This window comes from Mycobacterium sp. BK086 (assembly GCA_004362315.1).
In the GTDB taxonomy this organism is placed as follows: domain Bacteria; phylum Actinomycetota; class Actinomycetes; order Mycobacteriales; family Mycobacteriaceae; genus Mycobacterium.
This window is the reverse complement of sequence record SNWL01000003.1, coordinates 1,825,622-1,844,473: the sequence shown is the minus strand read 5'-3', so window position 1 is coordinate 1,844,473 and position 18,852 is coordinate 1,825,622. Positions and strand designations below refer to the sequence as shown.

19 protein-coding genes are annotated in these 18,852 nt (G+C 67.1%); 8 read left to right on the top strand and 11 right to left on the bottom strand.

Annotated features, from left to right (window positions below):
* Positions 1–38: 38 nt before the first annotated feature.
* On the top strand, positions 39–788 hold the full coding sequence (locus EV580_RS09135) for an SDR family oxidoreductase (RefSeq protein WP_133690706.1): 750 nt from the start codon (positions 39–41) through the stop codon (positions 786–788).
* 74 nt (positions 789–862) lie between these two features.
* Here EV580_RS09135 and EV580_RS09130 read toward each other — a convergent pair whose 3' ends face one another.
* Complete coding sequence (locus EV580_RS09130) at positions 863–1,153, bottom strand: WhiB family transcriptional regulator (RefSeq protein WP_133690705.1); 291 nt, start codon at positions 1,151–1,153, stop codon at positions 863–865.
* Positions 1,154–1,531: 378 nt separating this feature from the next.
* Between EV580_RS09130 and EV580_RS09125 the strand changes: the two genes are divergently transcribed.
* The 3 genes from EV580_RS09125 (at position 1,532) to EV580_RS34050 (ending at position 4,323) form a co-directional block, all read left to right on the top strand.
* Positions 1,532–2,341, top strand: coding sequence for a hypothetical protein (locus EV580_RS09125; RefSeq protein WP_208114578.1), 810 nt, complete (start codon positions 1,532–1,534; stop codon positions 2,339–2,341).
* An 88-nt stretch (positions 2,342–2,429) separates the two neighbouring features.
* On the top strand, positions 2,430–3,008 hold the full coding sequence (locus EV580_RS09120; RefSeq protein WP_208114577.1) for a sigma-70 family RNA polymerase sigma factor: 579 nt from the start codon (positions 2,430–2,432) through the stop codon (positions 3,006–3,008).
* Positions 3,001–4,323: an anti-sigma-D factor RsdA gene (locus tag EV580_RS34050; protein WP_133690702.1), complete on the top strand. Its 1,323-nt coding sequence runs from the start codon at positions 3,001–3,003 to the stop codon at positions 4,321–4,323. Before EV580_RS09120 ends, EV580_RS34050 begins: the two co-directional genes overlap by 8 nt.
* A gap of 12 nt (positions 4,324–4,335) precedes the next feature.
* On the opposite strand, the gene EV580_RS09110 is transcribed toward EV580_RS34050, so the two are convergent.
* Positions 4,336–4,740, bottom strand: coding sequence for a DUF5319 domain-containing protein (locus EV580_RS09110; protein WP_133690701.1), 405 nt, complete (start codon positions 4,738–4,740; stop codon positions 4,336–4,338).
* A 99-nt stretch (positions 4,741–4,839) separates the two neighbouring features.
* Here EV580_RS09110 and guaB point away from each other — a divergent pair, with 99 nt between their 5' ends.
* A complete protein-coding gene (gene guaB / locus EV580_RS09105) occupies positions 4,840–6,417 on the top strand; it encodes an IMP dehydrogenase (RefSeq protein ID WP_166654621.1) in 1,578 nt (525 codons plus the stop codon).
* A gap of 19 nt (positions 6,418–6,436) precedes the next feature.
* The gene (locus EV580_RS09100; RefSeq protein WP_133691109.1) at positions 6,437–7,564 is read left to right on the top strand and encodes a GuaB3 family IMP dehydrogenase-related protein; all 1,128 of its coding nucleotides are present in this window, start codon (positions 6,437–6,439) and stop codon (positions 7,562–7,564) included.
* Here EV580_RS09100 and EV580_RS09095 read toward each other — a convergent pair whose 3' ends face one another.
* On the bottom strand, positions 7,565–9,805 hold the full coding sequence (locus EV580_RS09095) for an MMPL family transporter (RefSeq protein WP_133690700.1): 2,241 nt from the start codon (positions 9,803–9,805) through the stop codon (positions 7,565–7,567).
* Positions 9,806–9,937: 132 nt separating this feature from the next.
* On the opposite strand from EV580_RS09095, the gene fni reads away from it, so the two are divergent.
* Both fni and EV580_RS09085 read left to right on the top strand, forming a co-directional pair.
* Complete coding sequence (gene fni / locus EV580_RS09090; RefSeq protein WP_133690699.1) at positions 9,938–10,972, top strand: type 2 isopentenyl-diphosphate Delta-isomerase; 1,035 nt, start codon at positions 9,938–9,940, stop codon at positions 10,970–10,972.
* An 8-nt stretch (positions 10,973–10,980) separates the two neighbouring features.
* A complete protein-coding gene (locus EV580_RS09085) occupies positions 10,981–12,276 on the top strand; it encodes a glycosyltransferase (protein WP_133690698.1) in 1,296 nt (431 codons plus the stop codon).
* Here EV580_RS09085 and EV580_RS09080 read toward each other — a convergent pair.
* The 8 genes from EV580_RS09080 to crtI form a co-directional block, all read right to left on the bottom strand.
* A complete protein-coding gene (locus tag EV580_RS09080) occupies positions 12,202–12,783 on the bottom strand; it encodes a MarR family winged helix-turn-helix transcriptional regulator (protein WP_370581548.1) in 582 nt (193 codons plus the stop codon). The genes EV580_RS09085 and EV580_RS09080 overlap by 75 nt on opposite strands.
* Positions 12,784–12,847: 64 nt before the next feature.
* Positions 12,848–13,210, bottom strand: coding sequence for a DUF2784 domain-containing protein (locus EV580_RS09075; RefSeq protein ID WP_133690697.1), 363 nt, complete (start codon positions 13,208–13,210; stop codon positions 12,848–12,850).
* A gap of 21 nt (positions 13,211–13,231) precedes the next feature.
* On the bottom strand, positions 13,232–14,224 hold the full coding sequence (locus tag EV580_RS09070; protein ID WP_133690696.1) for a Rieske (2Fe-2S) protein: 993 nt from the start codon (positions 14,222–14,224) through the stop codon (positions 13,232–13,234).
* Entirely contained in the window at positions 14,221–15,753 is a 1,533-nt protein-coding gene (locus EV580_RS09065) for an FAD-dependent oxidoreductase (RefSeq protein ID WP_133690695.1), read from the bottom strand. The genes EV580_RS09070 and EV580_RS09065 overlap by 4 nt, the downstream gene beginning before the upstream one ends.
* Complete coding sequence (locus EV580_RS09060; RefSeq protein ID WP_133690694.1) at positions 15,738–16,037, bottom strand: lycopene cyclase domain-containing protein; 300 nt, start codon at positions 16,035–16,037, stop codon at positions 15,738–15,740. The genes EV580_RS09065 and EV580_RS09060 overlap by 16 nt, the downstream gene beginning before the upstream one ends.
* Complete coding sequence (locus EV580_RS09055; RefSeq protein WP_133690693.1) at positions 16,034–16,354, bottom strand: lycopene cyclase domain-containing protein; 321 nt, start codon at positions 16,352–16,354, stop codon at positions 16,034–16,036. The genes EV580_RS09060 and EV580_RS09055 overlap by 4 nt, the downstream gene beginning before the upstream one ends.
* Positions 16,351–17,316 (bottom strand): phytoene/squalene synthase family protein, encoded by a 966-nt coding sequence (locus tag EV580_RS09050; RefSeq protein ID WP_133690692.1) that lies wholly within the window; start codon positions 17,314–17,316, stop codon positions 16,351–16,353. Before EV580_RS09050 ends, EV580_RS09055 begins: the two co-directional genes overlap by 4 nt.
* The gene (gene crtI / locus EV580_RS09045; RefSeq protein ID WP_133690691.1) at positions 17,316–18,842 is read right to left on the bottom strand and encodes a phytoene desaturase family protein; all 1,527 of its coding nucleotides are present in this window, start codon (positions 18,840–18,842) and stop codon (positions 17,316–17,318) included. Before crtI ends, EV580_RS09050 begins: the two co-directional genes overlap by 1 nt.
* Between the last annotated feature and the right edge of the window lie 10 nt (positions 18,843–18,852).

Genomic DNA, 18,852 nt, shown 5'->3' with positions numbered 1-18,852 from the left:
GTGGATCAGATACCCACAACGATCTTCGGAGGTAACCCATGCGAATCGCGGTAGCCGGCGCAACCGGCAACATCGGTGCCCGCACCGCCGCCGCCCTTGAACGTGACGGGCACGACGTCGTGCGCATCAGCCGCTCGTTGGGCGTCGACCTGATCAGCGGCGATGGGCTGGATGCAGCACTGGCTGGCGTGGACGCGGTGGTCGACGCGATCAGCGTGGCGCCGATGGGCGCCGACGAGACCCGTGAGTATTTCGCAACGACGACGACAAACCTGCTCGAAGCCGAACAACGGGCCGGCGTGCGTCATCATGTGCTGCTGTCGATCGTCGGCATCCACCGGCAAGACGCCAGAACCGCGCACCACCTGGGTAAAGTCGCGCAGGAACGCCTGACCGAGGCGGGCTCGGTGCCGTGGACGATCGTCCCGGCCACGCAGTTCCATGACTACCCGGCCATGGTCGTCGGCTGGACCGAACAGGACGGCGTCGCGCTCGTTCCACCTCTGCTCCTGCAACCGATCGCACCGGACGATATCGCCGACGTTCTCGCCGAAATCGCGGTCGGTCCGCCGCAGGGAAGGTATGTCGACGTGGCCGGTCCGGAGACCCAGGATCTGGTCGATATGGCCCGGCGGACGCACGCCGTGCAAGGCAGGTCGGTGAAGCTGGTGCCGACGTGGGAGGGTCCGCAGGGCGTCGAATTCGCGGGCAATGTGTTGCTTCCTGGCGACGGCGCCCGCCTCGCCCCGACGACGTTCGAACAATGGCTGGCGGCCGGCGCGCGATGACGCGGTCGCCCTTCTGACGACCAAAAGAGGCCCACCCCACAACGGGATGGGCCTCTTTTGATGTTTGCTGAGAGTCAGGCGGTACGGCGAATTCCGCGCTTGAGCAACAACTCGCGCTCCGATTCGCTCAATCCGCCCCAGATGCCGTAAGGCTCTCCGACGGCCAATGCATGCGAACGGCAATGAGCGATCACCGGGCAACTCCGGCACATTTCCTTGGCGCGCATCTCACGCTGGGCGCGGGCGCGGCCACGCTCTCCATCGGGATGGAAGAACATCGACGAATCGACACCTCGGCAAAGGCCTTGCATCTGCCAATCCCAGATGTCGGCGTTCGGGCCGGGTAGCTGCTGCGGCTGTGGCATTGGAAAACCCCTCTCTCCGCACATCTTTCATGTGCGTGAGTTGTGGAACCGATCTGAGCACTGTCGCCAATGACTACTCGTGCTCACAAAGTTAGGGGGGTCGCGCAAAGCGCGTCAATAGTCGACTTATGTGCGCAATCACATAATCGCAGCTCGAGAATTTACATCACGTTCATCATTGCGACCCACCGTCGCCGGGCCACGTGCTATCTGACCCGGGTCGATCGTGATGATTTCGTGATTTGCGCAGGATGGCCACTGCGGCATCGGCGCCCGATTTCCTAGCGCTCAATAGGTAGTAAACATGGCTGTAACACCACGACCACGAACTGTTAACTGACTTCGGGCCTGCGGCCGGTTGATAGCGTGCCGGATCAGATGAACTCCACCGCACTGGCCGCCGCCTTCGGCGACAACCCGGGCTGCTGGCCGCTGCCCGCCGCGAACACGCCCGGCCAATTATGGCTGCGCGCGGTCGCCGCCGCAGGCCAGGGCCGCTACAGCAGCGCCCGCACCGACCTCGCGGCCCTGCGCCGTCGCCAACCCAAGGGCGCGCTGGCGTCGCTTTCGTTGAGCACCGAAGCCTCGTTGCTGCGCCAGCTCGGCGGCCACCGGGTTGCCGCAGGCTGGGATGGCCGTGCCCTGGCGCTGGCGCAAGGTGCCGCCGACGACCCGATGGCCCTGGAAGCCGCTGTCGACGCCCTTGTCGGGCTGGCGGCGGACGCTTTGGGGGTGGGCCGGCTCGCGGTATCGGCGCGACTCCTCGAGCGCGCCGACGAGATGATGAACCGCGCCGAGCCGCCCACCCGGCAGGTGATCCGGTCGGCGTGGGTCAGCGCCGAACTGGCGATGGCCGGCGGCCGTGGTGAGGACGCCGTGACTCATGCGCGCCGCGGCGTCGCGGTTGCCGAGAAGGCGCTTCCGGCGTTGCGGCGTCACCGCGTCAAGAGTGACGTGGTGCTCGCGGCCGCACTGTGCTGTGCGGGCTCCATCGAGCTCGCTCGGGAGGTCGCCGACGCCGCGCTGAGCGACACGGACACCTTCGGCCTGATTCCACTGCGATGGGCCCTGGCGTGTCTGCTGGCCGATATCGATAGCGCAACACTTACGTCACAGCAGGTCTCGGCCATCCGGGACGACTGTGCAGGCGTTATCACACGGCGCGGCGGGCGATGGAGCCGCGGCTAACGCCCGATACCCAGTTCGGGCCGATATTGTCTAGTCGCAGTGGCTGCCGGGAAGCGTCCCGTTCGTAACGTTGGAGATATCGCCGTCGATGACAGTTCCAGGAGATCGTCTCGACGCGGCCGTTGCTGAAGCGGTGGCCGGCAGCCGTGATGCCCTCCGTGAAGTTGTAGAGACCATCCGCCCCATCGTGGTCCGTTATGTCCGGGCTCGCCTGGGTTCCACGGAGCGGGTTGGCCTCTCTGCCGACGACGTCGCACAGGAGGTTTGCTTGGCCGCCATCCAGGCGCTGCCGCGCTACCAGGATCAGGGTCGCCCCTTCCTGGCCTTCGTGTACGGCATCGCTGCCCACAAGGTCGCCGACGCACATCGCGCCGCCGGCCGGAACCGATCCGACCCCACTGATGTGGTGCCGGAGCGGTACTCGCTGGAGGCGGGTCCTGAGGCACTGGCGGTTCAGTCTGACTCCGCCGCGCGGATGAACAAGTTGTTGGAGGTCCTGCCCGAAAAGCAGCGCGAGATCCTGATTCTGCGCATCGTGGTCGGGATGTCCGCGGAGGAGACCGCCGAGGCGGTCGGCAGTACGCCTGGCGCGGTGCGCGTTGCCCAGCACCGGGCCCTGGCCAAGCTCAAGGGCGAGATCACGGCGGGAGGTCACGGCTATGCCTGACTTCGGACGCAACCGTGGCGACGATCCCTCGCTGGACGCCATCGTCAGCAGCGACCGCTTCATCGACGCGCTGGCCGCCGGCCAGCAGGCCACCCCGCAGGACCAGGGCGACGCGATGCTGGCCGAGCTGCTCGGCGGGTGGCGCGATGAGATGCGCTGGCCGCCGGCCACCGGACTGATCACCGAGCGTGACGCCGTCACCGCCCTGCGCGCCGGCCTGGCCGAGAAGCAGAGCAGTGGCCGGAGCCGGCGTGGCCTGAGCATCGTGGGCGCCGCGGCTGCCGGTGTGCTGGCGCTGGGCGGTTTCGGAGCTGTCGTGGCCGGTGCCGGCCCCGGTGACGCCCTCTACGGGCTGCGGGTGTGGTTGTTCGGCGAGTCCAAGCAGGTCCGCCAGGATGACGTGACCCTGGCCTCGGCTCAGGCGCAGCTCGCCCAGGTGCAGAAGTTGGTCGACCAGGGCGACTGGCGGGCAGCCCAGGCCAAGCTGGTCGAGGTCAGCAACAACGTGGCCGGAGTCGAAGACACGGCGCCGCTGAAGCAACAGGTCCTCCAGCAGTGGAACGAGCTGTCGGCGAAGGTCGTGCAGCAGGACCCGCAGGCCACTGTGCCGCCCGGCATCACCTACACGGTGCCTGCGACGGCTACCGACCAGCTGGTGCCTGCCGTGATCACCCCGACTGACGGGCCGGAAGTGCCGCCCACGACCGCGTGCCGGTCGGCCGGTTGCGCGCCGATCACGATCTCGACGACGCCGGACGGCACCGGAACCTTCGGCCCGTCGCCGTCGGACACCCCGACTTCGCAGGTGGAAGACACCGAGACGCCGACCACGACGACCGTCGAGCCGACCACGACGACGCAGCCGCCGACCACCTCGTCGGTGCCGTCGACCACCACGACGACGTTGCCCACCACGACCACGACGGTTGCGCCGACGACAACGACGACGACGTTGCCCACGACGACCACGACCACGACGACCACGCTGGGCGGGGCGACCACGAGTGCGTCCGCGGCGGCCCAGTCGCCGGCGGCGGCTGCGACGACAAGCGAGCAGGCGGCTCAGTCACCGGCTGCCGCAGCGACCACGTCGACCATCGTGCAGCAGTCGTCGGCTCCGACGGCTGCGTCAATCCCGAGTGCGACGCAGCCGCAGCAGCCGATCATCTCGATACCGTCGACGATCATTCAGGCGCCGAAGACACAGCCGCCCGCGGCTGTGATCACCACCACGATGATGATGCCGATGCCGCAGTTACCGAAGCAGCCGAGTTCCGGCAGCGGTCACAGCAGCAGCGGGGGCAGCGGGAGCTGAGTCAGACCGCGTTCAGCGGAAGCCGTCGTAGTCCGACGTTGCCTCGTTGAGGGAGGCGTCGGCGTACCCACGGCAGTAATCCCACGTGACGTAGGCGTCGGGCTCGGGGTCGTAGGCGGGCTCGTGCGGACGGACCGTGCCGTCGACCAACAGCTGAAGAAGGTTGGCGCGCAACATATCCCAGTCGTGGTAGTGGTCCTGCTGGCATTCGTCGCAGCACACCACCAGGCCGCGGATGCCGCGGTGCGCCAGCAGCGCCTCGTAGACCGCGAGGTCGGCCAGATCGGCCTCGACCGCGGCGCGCTCCTGCTGATCCAACGGCTGTCCCGGTTCCAACGCATCCAACGCAGCCGACGGGTCGGCAGGGTCGTCGGCGAACGGATCTGGTGGCAGGCCTGGTGGAAGGTGGTCGCGCACGGGTCCACACTACGTAACGCAGCGGGTATCGCGCCAGGGAACGTCATCGCGAGCCGATAGGATGGGGTCCACATTCCGCCAGCTGATGGGGGCCCACCGATGACCATTGCCGAAGGCAGCACCGGCCGCATCGACGGCCTGACCGCGCAATTGAATGGCCTGCTGGGGGATTCGGTTCCCACCGGCGGTGACGACCCGAACAAGATCGCGATGCTCGGCCTGACATTCGACGACGTCCTGCTGCTGCCCGCAGCCTCCGACGTGGTGCCCGCCACCGCCGACACGTCCAGCCAGCTGACCAAGAAGATCCGGCTCAAGGTGCCGCTGGTCAGCTCCGCGATGGACACCGTCACCGAGGCCAGGATGGCCATCGCGATGGCCCGCCAGGGCGGCATGGGCGTGCTGCACCGCAACCTCTCGATCGCCGAGCAGGCCGGCCAGGTGGAGATGGTCAAGCGGTCCGAAGCCGGCATGGTCACCGATCCGGTGACCTGCTCGCCGGAGAACACCCTGGCCGAGGTCGACGCGATGTGCGCTCGGTTCCGCATCTCGGGCCTGCCGGTCGTCGACGCGCAGGGCGCCCTGGTCGGGATCATCACCAACCGCGATATGCGCTTCGAAGTGGACATGAGCAAGCCGGTCGCCGAAGTGATGACCAAGTCACCGCTCATCACCGCGCAGGAAGGTGTGACCGCCGACGCGGCACTGGGCCTGTTGCGGCGCAACAAGATCGAGAAGCTCCCGATCGTCGACGGGCACGGCCGGCTGACCGGTCTGATCACCGTCAAGGACTTCGTCAAGACCGAGCAGCACCCGCTGGCCACCAAGGACAGCGACGGCCGGCTGCTGGTCGGTGCGGCCGTCGGTGTCGGCGATGACGCGTGGGAGCGCGCCATGGCTCTCGTAGACGCCGGCGTGGACGTCCTGATCGTCGACACCGCCCACGCTCACAACCGCCGGGTCCTCGACACCGTCGGCAAGCTCAAGGCCGAGGTCGGGCACCGGGTCGAGGTCGTCGGCGGCAACGTCGCCACCCGCAGCGGGGCCTTGGCACTGCTCGAGGCCGGTGCCGACGCCGTCAAGGTCGGGGTCGGGCCCGGCTCGATCTGCACCACTCGCGTGGTGGCAGGGGTGGGCGCACCACAAATCACGGCGATTCTGGAGGCCACCGCGGTGTGCGCGCGAGCCGGTGTGCCGGTGATCGCCGACGGTGGGCTGCAGTACTCCGGCGATATCGCCAAGGCGCTGGCCGCGGGCGCGTCGACCGCGATGCTCGGCTCGCTGCTGGCCGGCACCGCGGAGGCGCCGGGCGAACTGATCTTCGTCAACGGCAAGCAGTTCAAGAGCTACCGCGGCATGGGGTCGCTGGGTGCCATGCAGGGTCGCGGTGCCGCGAAGTCCTACTCCAAGGACCGCTACTTCCAGGACGACGTGCTCTCCGAGGACAAGCTGGTGCCCGAGGGCATCGAGGGGCGGGTGCCGTTCCGCGGTCCGCTGTCCACGGTCATCCACCAGCTCACCGGCGGTCTGCGGGCGGCGATGGGCTATACCGGCGCCTCCAGCATCGAAGGGCTGCAGCACGCGCAGTTCGTGCGGATCACCTCCGCAGGCCTCAAGGAGAGCCACCCGCACGACGTCACGATGACTGTCGAAGCCCCCAACTACTACGCCCGCTAGGGGTCCCTCCGTGCGAGACATGGTTGAAATCGGCATGGGCAGAACTGCCCGCCGCACTTACGAACTCGAAGACATCAACATCGTTCCCTCCCGGCGGACCCGTTCGTCGCAGGATGTCTCCACGGCCTGGCAACTCGACGCCTACCGCTTCGAGATCCCGGTCGTCGCGCACCCGACCGATGCCCTGGTGTCCCCGGAGTTCGCGATCGAACTGGGCCGCCTCGGCGGGCTCGGCGTGCTCAACGGCGAGGGACTGATCGGCAGGCACGCCGACGTCCAGGCCAAGATCATCGAAGTCATCGAGGCCGCCGACAAGGAACCCGAACCGTCGGCCGCGATCCGGCTACTGCAGCAGCTGCACGCCGCGCCGCTGGACCCCGAGCTGCTGGGGGCCGCGGTGGCGCGCATCCGCGACGCCGGGGTCACCACCGCCGTTCGGGTCAGCCCGCAGAACGCGCAGGCGCTCACACCGGCGCTGGTGCAGGCTGGCGTCGACCTGCTGGTCATCCAGGGCACGATCATCTCCGCCGAGCGGGTGGACTCCCACGGCGAACCGTTGAACCTGAAGACGTTCATCTCCGAACTGGACATCCCGGTGGTCGCCGGTGGCGTGCTGGATCACCGCACCGCGCTGCACCTGATGCGCACCGGCGCGGCCGGCGTGATCGTCGGCTACGGCTCCACCCTCGGGGTGACCACCAGCGACGAGGTGCTGGGCATCAGCGTCCCGATGGCGACCGCGATCGCCGATGCCGCCGCCGCTCGGCGTGAGTACCTCGACGAGACCGGCGGACGTTACGTGCACGTGCTGGCCGACGGTGACATTCACACCTCCGGTGACCTGGCCAAAGCCATCGCCTGCGGCGCCGACGCGGTGGTGCTGGGCACCCCGCTCGCCGAGTCGGCCGAGGCGCTTGGCGACGGCTGGTTCTGGCCGGTGGCCGCGGCACACCCGTCACTGCCCCGCGGCGCACTGCTGCAGATCGCGGCGGGGGAGCGCCCGTCCCTGGACCGGGTGCTCAATGGGCCGTCCGATGACCCGTTCGGTTCCTTGAACCTGGTCGGCGGCCTCCGCCGGTCGATGGCCAAGGCCGGATACTGCGATCTCAAGGAATTCCAGAAAGTCGGCCTGACCGTCGGCCGGTGATCATCGCGCCGCCGATTCTGCGGGGCGCTCAGCTGCGGCTTTCGGGGAGAGCAGCCGCTCGTGAAACCGAGCCAGCGGAGCCGGCGCCCACCAGTTCAGCCTGCCCAGCACGTGCATGAAGGCGGGCACCAGCAGCATCCGCACCACGGTCGCATCGGCCAGGATCGCGATGGTCAGTCCGATGGCGAACATCCGCATGAAGGACACACCGGCGAATGCCAGCGCCGCAAACGAGATCGTCATCAACAGGGCGGCGGCGGTCACCACCCGCCCGGTGCGCTCGATGCCGAGCGCGATGCTCTCGTCGTTGTCGAAACTGCTTCGGGGCGAAGCCAACCAGAACTCCCGGATGCGAGAGATCAGGAACACCTCGTAGTCCATCGACAATCCGAACGCGACGCAGAACATCAGGACCGGGATGTTGACGGCCAGCGTCCCCGTCGACGTCGTGCCGGCCGCCCACAGATGACCCTCCTGAAAAATCCACACCAGTGCACCGAAAGCCGCGGTGAGCGAAAGTATGTTCAACAACACCGCTTTGATGGGCAACGTGACGCTGCCGGTGAGCAGGAAGAGCAATATCACCGTGACGACGGCGATGAAGGCGAGTACGACCGGCAGGCGAGATGTAATGCTCTGTACACCATCACGATTCGTTTGCGCGGCACCGGTGAAGAGTGCGGATGCATTACCCGGGCGGGGCACATCACGCAGTCGGTCGAGCTGGGTTTCGGACGCCTGCGTGTACAGCGGAGCGCTGGTTTCGACTGTCAGAAAGGCGCTGTGGCCAGACGTGCCGGCCGGTGCTGAGGGTGGCGCGGTGAGGTTGCCGCCGACGAACGTGCCCGTCGGTGCCGACACGGAGGTCACGTCGGGTACCCGAGACAGTTGAGATGCGTAGCTCTCCAGATCGCGGTTGATCAGTCCCGACGTGTCGGGCAGCACGATCTTCACCGCGGTCGTGGAATTCATCGCGAAATCCGTTCGGACCCGGTCGTTCACAGCGCGCACCGACGACGAAGCGGGCAGCACGCGATCGTCGGGGTTGCCCCAATTGACTCCGAGGAACGGCGCCCCCAACACCAGCAGGACCGCGGTGAACACCAATCCGACTGGAATTGCATGCCGCGTAACGAATTTCACGATCCGATACCACGCGGTCTGTTCCGGCTGGAGTGTCTGCGGCTCGGCGCGGCCGAGCATCTTTCGCAGGCCCCGCCTGACATTGAGCGCGTCGAGCCGGTCGCCCGCCAGGACGATAGCGGCGGGGCTTATGGCCACGGCCGCGAACGCGGCGAACGCCACCACCGCCACGCCGGCGTAGGCGAACGATTTTAGGAAGTACATCGGGAACAGCGCCATCCCCACCAACGAAAGCGCCACGGTCAACGCCGAGAACGCAACCGTTCGGCCCGCGGTGGTCATGGTGCGGACCAGAGCTTCTTCTCGGGAGTGATTGTGGCTCAATTCCTCTCGAAATCTGCTGATGATCAGCAGGGTGTAGTCCACCGCCAACGCGAATCCCAATGCCACCGCCACGTTGAGGGCGAAGATCGACACATCGGTGACAAAAGCCATGGCTCGCAGAACCGCAAGTGAGCCGAGAATGGCGAATCCGCCGACCGCCACCGGAACAGCCGCTGCGAGCAACCCGCCGAATACCCACACCAGCGCGGCGAAACTCAGGGGGATCGCGATGGCCTCCATGCGGATGAGGTCTTCTTCGGTCTGTCTGCCGATCTCGGAATAGGTCAACGCCGAGCCCCCGGCCTGAACGTGGACCTCATCGGTGCTGTGTGGCAGCCGATCGGCGAGTGCCTGTGCGCGCTTGGGGGCGGTGTTCTCGTCGCCCTTGATCGCGGCAACGACCATTCCCCACGTTCCGTCGCCGGTGAGGGCGCCCGGCACCGGGGGTTGGCCCCAGGGTGAGATGACCTGCGATACGTATGGGGAGGCCGCGAGTTCTCGGACGATGTCGGTGCCGACCGCGCGTGCAGCTCCGGTCGTGACACCGTTACGCGAGCCGACCAGAACGACAAGGTCCATATCGCCCTGGTTGAAGGTGTCGGCGAGCATCTGTGACGCACGGGCCGACTCCGAGCTGGGGTCGATGAATCCGCCGGCGGAGAGACTGGCCGCCGCCGGAATTCCGAATACCGCGATGCCGATCATGAGGAGCGCGGCAGCGGTCAGGATGCGTCGCGGCGCGGCCACGGACACCCTGGCGATCGCCGCTAACATCTAGCGCCCCCTGTCCGTCATTCCACCAGGCAACGCTATATTCAATAGCTTAACTATTCAATAGCTTAATGAATTCGGTAGGCTGGTTCCGTCGACCAGAGCAGTGCTGACCGGGAGTAGGTGATACGCGGAATGGCATTGCTCGACCAACGCAAACGCCGACATATCGAGGTGTGCCTGGACGGAGACGTCGGCTACCGCGGGGTGACGACAGGTCTGGAGCGCTATCGGTTGCCCTACAACGCGCTCACTCAGACTCGGCTGGCGGACGTCGACCTGACGACCAGATTTCTTGGGGTCGACCTGCGCGCGCCGGTCTTGATCGGTGCGATGACCGGCGGGGTCGAGCTCTCCGGTGTCATCAACCGGAATCTGGCCGGCGCCGCCCATCGGCTCGGTATCGGCATGATGCTCGGCTCGCAGCGGGTGATGTTCAACAGCGCGATGGGCGAGCGGGCGGCCGGAAGCTTCGCTGTGCGTGAGGTGGCGCCGGACGTGTTGTTGATCGGCAACGTCGGGCTCGCGCAATTCACCGAGGAGGCAGTACCCGACATCGTGTCGGCGCTGGATCGAGTCGGCGCGAATGCCCTTGCAGTGCATACCAATCCACTTCAAGAGGCGATGCAGGACAACGGCGACACCGACTGCACCGGCTCGATCGACCGTCTGCATGAGCTGGTGCCGATGCTGGATCGTCCGGTGCTACTCAAAGAGGTCGGCCACGGTATCGGCGCCAACGCGGTGTCGGAACTGTTGCGACGCACCGGTGAGGCACCCGTCGCGGCGATCGATGTGGCGGGCGCGGGTGGCACGTCGTGGTCGCGCGTCGAGCAATTCGTCCGCTATGGCGAGTTGAGGTATCCGCACTTGGCCGATTGGGGGATCCCCACCGCCCAAGCACTTGTGGAGGTACGTACAGCGCTGCCGCGCATCCCTCTGGTGGCGTCCGGGGGAATCCGGACCGGTTCTGATGCAGCCAAGGCGCTGGCGTTGGGTGCCGACGTGGTGGCGGTCGCCCGCCCACTGCTGCCCGCGGCCATCGAGTCGGCCGAGGCGGTCGCCGAGTGGCTGCAGCGGTTCATCGACGAACTTCGGGTATGTCTGCACGGCTGTGGCGCAAGCGATTTGGCGGCTTTGCGCGGTCTTGGTGCGGTGCCCATCGGCTAGGTGAAGAAATGGCAGTGATTCTGGCTTACGGCTCGCCGGCATTGGGACATGTCTTTCCGTTGGCGGCACTCCTCGTGGAGCTGGCTCGGCGTGGCCATCAGGTGCATCTACGCACCATGGCCGATCAGGTCGGGGCGATGCGGGCGGCGGGATTGAACGCCGCCGCCGTCGACGCCCGAATCGAGGCCATCGACGGGCAAGATTGGTTGGCCCGCAATGCATTGGGAGTGCTCAAACGCTCGACCGATGTGCTCTGTCGTCGAGCAGCCCTCGAGGTCGCCGACTATCGCGAAGCGGTGGCGGCGGTCCGGCCCGACGCGACCATCGTCGATGCGAATTGTTGGGGTGCCATCTCGGCCGCGGAGGTCGGAAGCCATCCCTGGTCAGTCTTCTCGCCGTTCACGCCCTACCTGCACTCCCGGCATGCGCCACCGTTCGGTCCTGGCTTGCGCCCACTGCCGGGCATCCTCGGCAGTGCGCGCGACGCAGTGATGCGACCCGTTGTCAGGTGGCTGTTCGACCGCCCGATCCTGCCCCGGCTCAACGCAATTCGAGCGGGGTTGGGTGCAACGCCGGTCGATTCCGTCGACGCCCTGATGCGCAAGGCGCCGCTGCTGCTCGCAGTCGGTGGTGAACCCTTCGAGTACCCGCGCCCCGATTGGCCCGACACCGTGCACTTCCTCGGAGCGTGCGTATTCGAACAGGAGCCCGCGGAAATGCCGCCGTGGCTGGCCGCTGTCGATCGCCCGATCGTGTTGGTCGGGACGTCGTCGATCGCCCAGGGCGACGGACGGCTCGGTCACGTTGCGCTGCAGGCGCTCGCCGATCAGCCGGTGCACGTCGTCGCCAGCTTTCCGGCCGGCATCCCCGTCGGCCTGCCGCGGACAACGAACGCGACAGTGTGCCGCTTCGTACCTCACCAGGCGGTGCTGGAGCGCGCGATCTGCGTGGTGACACATGGCGGGATGGGTACCACCGTCAAGGCGCTCAGCCACGGTGTGCCGGTGTGTGTCGTGCCGTTCGCGCGCGATCAGAGCGAAGTCGCGCGCAGGGTCCAGATGGCCGCGTGCGGAACCCGCTTGCCGCCACGACGACTCACCTCACGACGCCTTCGCCAGGCCGTGTTGCGCGCAACGAGCATGACGGCGGGGGCGCGGCGGGTTGCCGACGGCTTCGCGGCCACCGGAGGTGTGCGACGCGGGGCGGATCTGATCGAGCATCGCCTGCTCTCAGTCCGCTCGCGCGGTGCTTCGGGCCTTTCCTCGCCCTCGGCGCGTGGGGGCGTTGCCCCCGACATCGGGTGATGGGGATTCGACATGGCCCAGGTCGTCCTCGAACGCCGCCATCGCGGCGATCATCGCCGTGAACACCCGATGGGCGGCGACCAGATCGCTGTCGTCGAGATCGACCAGAGCCGTGCTGATCCGAGAGCCGAGCGGCCTGAAGAATTGATGGGCCAACGCCATCCCGCGCTCCTGGTAGCGCAGCAGCCACTTGCGCCTGTCCCCGGGGTCCGGTTCGCGTCGAATGTGGCCCGACTCGATCATGCGGTCGACCAGGTAGGTGATCGCCGGGGGCGAGAGGTCCATGCGCTGGCGCAGCTGCGCGGGGTTCAGCGGTACGCCTTCGGTCTCGGCCACCATGATGTGCAACAGAGCATGAAAATCGCTGTTGTTGACGTCATTCGCGCGAGCGAAATATCGGCCCACCCGGTCTGATCGGGCGGTCATCGCTCGCACGTCAGCGGAAAGCTGCCGTTCCAGCTCAGCCCGCTCGGGCTGTGGTTCACCCGTGCGGCGCTTGTCGTTCACCTACCCGCGTCCTTCATCAGGTTTTCAAGGGTACGGGCTCGACCGCCGAAATGTCCGCAACGGGTCAGCGCGGGCGACGTTGGACCGCCAGCGCCACCCAGGACACCGCGGCCGCGATGAAGGCGAGTGATTGCGCGATTCCGGTGCGGTTCGCCGGGAACACGACGCCCGCCACGTAGCGGCCGACGAACCCGCTTTCCGGCAGCGGCTCCATTGCGGCCGCAGTCCGCGCCCGCTGTTCGAGCGCGGTCAGCGGGCACGGTAGATCCAGGCTCACCACCGCCGCGCCCCAGCACACCGTCGGCACATGCAACCAGACCGTCCGCCGCCAGCGCAGCGCCAGGAAACCCCCGCTCGGCAGGTAGATCAGGTAGGCGAAATGCGCGACGACCGAGGCGACGACGATCGCCAGGTGGACTTTCTTCATTGCCGGCTCAGGCTATCCCGATCAGCGTTGGCGCAGCTGGTATCTGCGTTCGGCGTACTGCAGGTCGTCGCGCCACAACCGATGCCCGGCGTGCCGTACCAGTGCCCGCACCAACGGTGCCGCGGCGCGTGCCGCCCGAAACCCCGGGCGCGGTGACTGCGCAATGACGGCTTCGAGTACCGCCACGGTCGGTCGACCGTCCGGCCCGGGACCGATTGGCGTGGCGTGTGTTTCGACGACACTGCCGACGCCCTCTCCGTCGAGGATTCGCATCGTGACGGTCCGGGCATCCGGGCACACGAATTCGGCGATGGTCGGCACGCCCAACCGGCCGACTCGGAACGTCACCGAGACGACGAAGCGATCATCGTCTTCGGTGGGAGTGGTCAGCACGTCGAGCAAGGCGAACGAGTGCGGATGGAACCAGGCGCCGTGCCACGGGTCGAGTCGGTTGGCGATGATGTCACTCGGCTCGCACACCCCGACCACTCGGGTGACCGCCGCGAGGGTGTCGCCCGCGGGCCGGGCGCCGATCACCGGTCGATCCAGTGGTGCCTCGCCGCCGACCGAGTCCAGCCGGACCCACGCGAGAACGCCGTCGTCGTAGGCGGGCAGTGCCGCCCATCGCAGCGCGCATGTCGTGCCGTCGATGGCCAGACCGTGCCAGGGGCAGAACAAGGTGCCATCGGAGACAGTCCCGGTCGCGAGGTCCGCGCCCATGTGCGGGCACCCGGCCGGGCCGACCACCACGTCACCGCTTGTGCCCCGCCAGGCGACCAGTTCCACCCCGGCGACTCGCGCCGGCAGGGGGCGGTCTCTGCGCACGTCGGTGCTGGAGGCGAACGCGAACCAGTTGCCCGTCGTGCGCCGCCGGGCCCGATCGAGCGTGGCGTCGATGAGGGCAGGCTGTGCCTGGGGGTAGGTGGGTTGTTGCTCGGCCCACGCGATGCGCGGGACCATCTGCAGCGGCCAGTGCTTGGGCCACCGTCCGCGCAGTCGGTCACCCGCGGTCATCGGGATGCCTCCCCGCGCCGGGCCAGCGACCGCAACACCGCCGACCTGCCCTGGGTCGGAACGGTATGCAGGTCATGACCGGCGAGCCCCCAGCGGGACAGCAGGTGATTGCCCGCGATCCAGCCGGTGGTCGCCGCCCGCTCCATCAGGGCGACCGGGAGATCCACCCGGATCCCGTCGCCGGCCAACACCAATCCCGGCTGGGGTGTCACGATGCGGGGCCGGCGCACGTAGGTCCCCGGAGTGAACAGCGGGCAGTCGCTTCTCTCCAGCACACGTTCGTAGACGATGTTCGCCGCAGCGGTTTCCGGATAGAGCCGGTGCAGCTGTCGCAGGGCTTCCGTGCGCGACAGCGCCGAACTCAGCGCGTAGGAATGCAATTCGACGACCGAACCGTGGTGCCGGGTTGCCCAAGCCGCGGCTTGGCTTTCGTAGCGATTGAGAACGCTGATGTTGTCCAACGGCTCGTGGCCCGAGGTTCCGATGAACGCGGGTCGATCCGGTTCCACCGGGCGGTCGAGCCACAGGCGATGCACCGCGAACGGAGGGGCGTTGCGAAGTTGTCGGATTTGCTCGTGCCAGGGTGCGTTTGCGGTGTTGGTAGACTGAGCCGCAATCGATTTCAGTCCCGCCACATCGGCGGCGAGGACGACTCCGTCGGCATCGACAGGATCGCCGGAATCGGTGTGTACCCGAAATCCGCCGGCCCCGACGGTTTCGACGCGATGCACCGCGGTGCTCATCTGGAACCGCACGCCGCGCTCACTGAGGTACTCGCGCAATGGATTCCACAGACCGACATCGAAGTTGGCGTTGACGACGTCGAAGATGAGACCTTCGCTGGAGCCGAGGAAGTAGATGTGGAACATCGTCGCGAGCTCACCCGCCGAGAGCGCTGACGGCTGCGCAAAGAAGCTGCGGGAGAACACCTCGAAGGCAAGGTGGCGCGCTGACTCGGGGAAATTGATGTTCTTCAAGAACGTTTCGGCGTCGATGTGATCGAGTCGATCGTAGGTCTCGGGTACGGACACCGAAGCCAGCGGCGCCGCGGCCCGCGCATCCATGCGAACCAGGTCGCGCAGCCGGAAGGTCGGGCTGCGGAGCGCGAACATCAGCGCATTCCACGGAGGTGTCCGGGGCAGTCCGCGAAAGGTATCGCGCCGGCCGGCGCCGTCGATCAGTGGGTAATCGTCGACCGGTGTCAGCATTCGCAGCGCCGGATCGATTCGCTGCAGCAGGGCGCGAAGGTTGTAGTACTGGCGGAAGAACGCATGAAATCCGCGATTCATCGCGAAGTCGCTGCCCGCGTGTTGTTCGGTCCATCCGCCGACCCGCCCGCCGAGGTAACTCTCCTTCTCGATCACGTCGACGGCTACGCCGCGCTCGGCCAGGGCCGTCGCGGCGGTCAGGCCGGCGATTCCGCCGCCCACGATCACCGTGCGGGGCCGCGTCACCAGTTCGTTTGCACCCGGCAATCCCTGCGGTCCCCGATGCTTCTGCCGCCGGCGGTCGGTCATGCCCGCTCCCATACCAACAGCACTGCCGTGATCAAGGCGAATCCGAACACGAAGTCCTCGACGGGGATGTCCCACGGGAACCGTAGTCCACTGCTGTGTGCCTCGTTGTAGATGACCACCGGTGCCGTGAGCTTTGTCAGCCAACCGTCGACCAGCACCTGAAATCCGAACACGATCGCCATCGTCAGCCAGTAGGCACGTTTGCGAAACAGGCCGGTACGCAACACCTTCAGCTCGATCAGGCAGACGGTCAGCGCGGCAAGCAGTGCCGGAATCGTATAGCCGACCCAGCTCATCGCTTGCGTCCCTTCAGGATTGTGCCGACCGCGTTGTAGGTCAGCAGGCTGCACAGCGGGATCACCACGAAGAACAGCACCTCCTCGACGGGAAGGTTCGGCGGGATCTCGATGCCGGTGACGTAGGCGGGGTTGTATGTCCACATCCCGGTCGCGATCGCGATCGAGTCCCATATCAGAAACACGAGCGCCACCGGCACGATAGCCCGGACCGTCCGCCGGAACTGCCGATAAACCCCCGATCCGAAGAGTTCGAGTGGTGCGGTGATGAGCAGGCACAGGCCGAGCAGGACGAGGTATTGCCAGCGGTCGTTCATGACGCACCGGGCTCCTGGTATCGGGAACGCGCACCGGAGTCGGCCCTGCGTGCCCGCCAGGACTCGACAAGGGCACCCCCGGCGACCTGTAACCGTCGCGCCTTCGACACGGTGGCGCGGTGACTGAACACGGCGAAGTCGGACTCTTCGATGCGGTCCAGGATTTCCTGGTACAGAGTGAATGCTGTTGCGACGCAAGGGCGCGATCGGGGTGACAGCGCGGCGATCCCTTGAGCGGCAAACCGGTAGATCGTCCTGGTGATGTCGTGTTGGGCGGCGAGTGCTCGGCGCACCCGTGGGTCGGTGCGGCGGTTGTCGTGGCACCAGGCCAGCAACTCCCGGTCCACGCCGTCCGCCGCGAGTTCGTCGGCGGGCAGGTACACGCGATTACGCACCAGATCCTCATCGACATCGCGCAGAAAGTTCGTCAGCTGGAACGCCTGGCCCAACGCCTCCGCGTAGGGCTCGGCTTCTTGCGGGTCGTTGACGGTCCCCAGGACCGGAAGCATCTGTAAGCCAATCACTTCCGCCGAGCCCCGCATGTAGTGGTTGAGCGCTGCGCGATTCGGATAGTCGGTGACGTTGAGGTCCATGCGCATGGAGCTCAGGAAGTCCTTGAACAGATCACCGGGTATCCGGTAACGAGCCACGGTGTGGTCGACGGCGACCAAAACGGGTTCGTCGCATCGATCTTCGTTGCCGAAGAACTGGTCCGACAAGCGTTGCAGCCGTTCCCCGCGTGCCCGGGCATCGAGCTCGGGGTTGAACTCGTCGAGGATGTCGTCGGCGTATCGCGCAAAGGCGTAGAGAGCGTGAACTGCGGGACGTTGATCCGGTGCGAGCAGCCGGGTGGCCAGGAAGTATGTCCGCCCATTGCGGGCGGCGATGCGTCGGCAGCGGCGATAGGCATCTCGCAGCGTGGGGTCGTTGATTCCGGCGGCCGCCAGTTCGGTGTGGATCATCAGTGCCGGGCTTTCAGGTCGAGGTTGGTCGTCGACCGGGATGAGGTTCCGGTGATGCGGTCGGCGGCCAGGCGCCCGGATATCAACGTGGTCGGCACCCCGACGCCGGGGGTGGTCGACGAGCCGGCCAGCACCGCGTTGTGGATTCCGCGCACCAGGTTCGCCGGTCTGAAGGGTCCGGTTTGGGCGAACGTGTGGGCAAGCGCGAACGGTGTGCCGGCCGTCATCCCCTGCCGGGCCCAGTCGGCGGGGGTATCGAGATGCAGCAGCTCGACGTCGTCCCGCAGATTCGGGAGCAGTCGGCTCTGGACGGTGTCGATCATCGACTGGGCGTAGGGCGCGGCGGTATCGGCCCAATCGATGCGACCACGCGTCAGGTTCGGCGCGGGAGCGAGGACGTAGAGCAATTCGCGGTCGCGCGGAGCCAAGCTGTTGTCGCTGCTCGTCGGGCAGGTGACCAGCAGCGACGGGTCCCGCATGAGACGGCCGTCGGTGATGATGTCAGTGAATGTCTGCTCCCACGCATCGCCGAACAGGATGCTGTGGTGCGGCAGAGCGGACGCGCCGGCCGCACTCGAGCGACATCCCAGATGCATGACCACCGCCGACGGTGCCGGCCGCAAGGGGAGCAGCCTGGCGGGCCTGCGGTTCAACAGCTGGTAGGTCAGCGGCAGTTCGGTGGTCAGCACCACGGCGTCGCAGGGAAGGCGCTCACCGCCGTCCGTGATCACCGCGCTGACCCGGTCGCCGGTGCGATCCAGGCCGGTGACCGTCGATCCGTAGCGGAACGTGACGCCCGCGCTCTGCGCGGCGGCCGCGAGCCCATCGGACAGTGCCCGGACACCGCCGCGCGGAAAGAACACCCCCGAGATGGTGTCCATGTAGGCGATCACCGCGTAGACGGCCAGTGCCTGTCGCGGCGCGACACCGGCGTAGAGGGACTGGAAGGTGAAGACTCGGCGCAGTCGGGGATCGGCGATGTGGCGCTTGACCATCGTCTCCCATTTGCGGAAGCCGCCGAGAGCGGCCAGCCGTGCCAGTTGCGGCGTCACCATCGACAGCGGGGAGTCGAAATTGGCCGCGATGAATCCCGCGAACTCGGTGCGGTACAGCTCGTCGAGCCACGTTCGCAAAGCGGCATATCCGGCGGCTTCCCGGGGACCCGCGAACTCGCGCACCTCGGTAGCCATCCGCTCGGCGTCGGTATGCACGTCGATGGCCGTGTCGTCGGCGAACATGGCCCGGTACGCGGGTTCGACGGGCAGCAGTTCGACTCGTTGAGAAGTGCTTTCACCGACTGCCGCGAAGGCCTCTTCGATGAGGTCCGGCATGGTGATCACGGTCGGGCCGGTGTCGACCAGATATCCACCAACGTCGCGCCGACCCGCGCGCCCGCCGGGCCACGGCTCCCGCTCGACGACCGTGACGTCACGGCCACGACCGGCCAGGTGCAGGGCCGCCGACAGGCCGGCGAAACCGGCTCCGACGACGATCACCCGCTCGGTAGCCCCGCTGAGTTTCCGCATCAGCCCAATA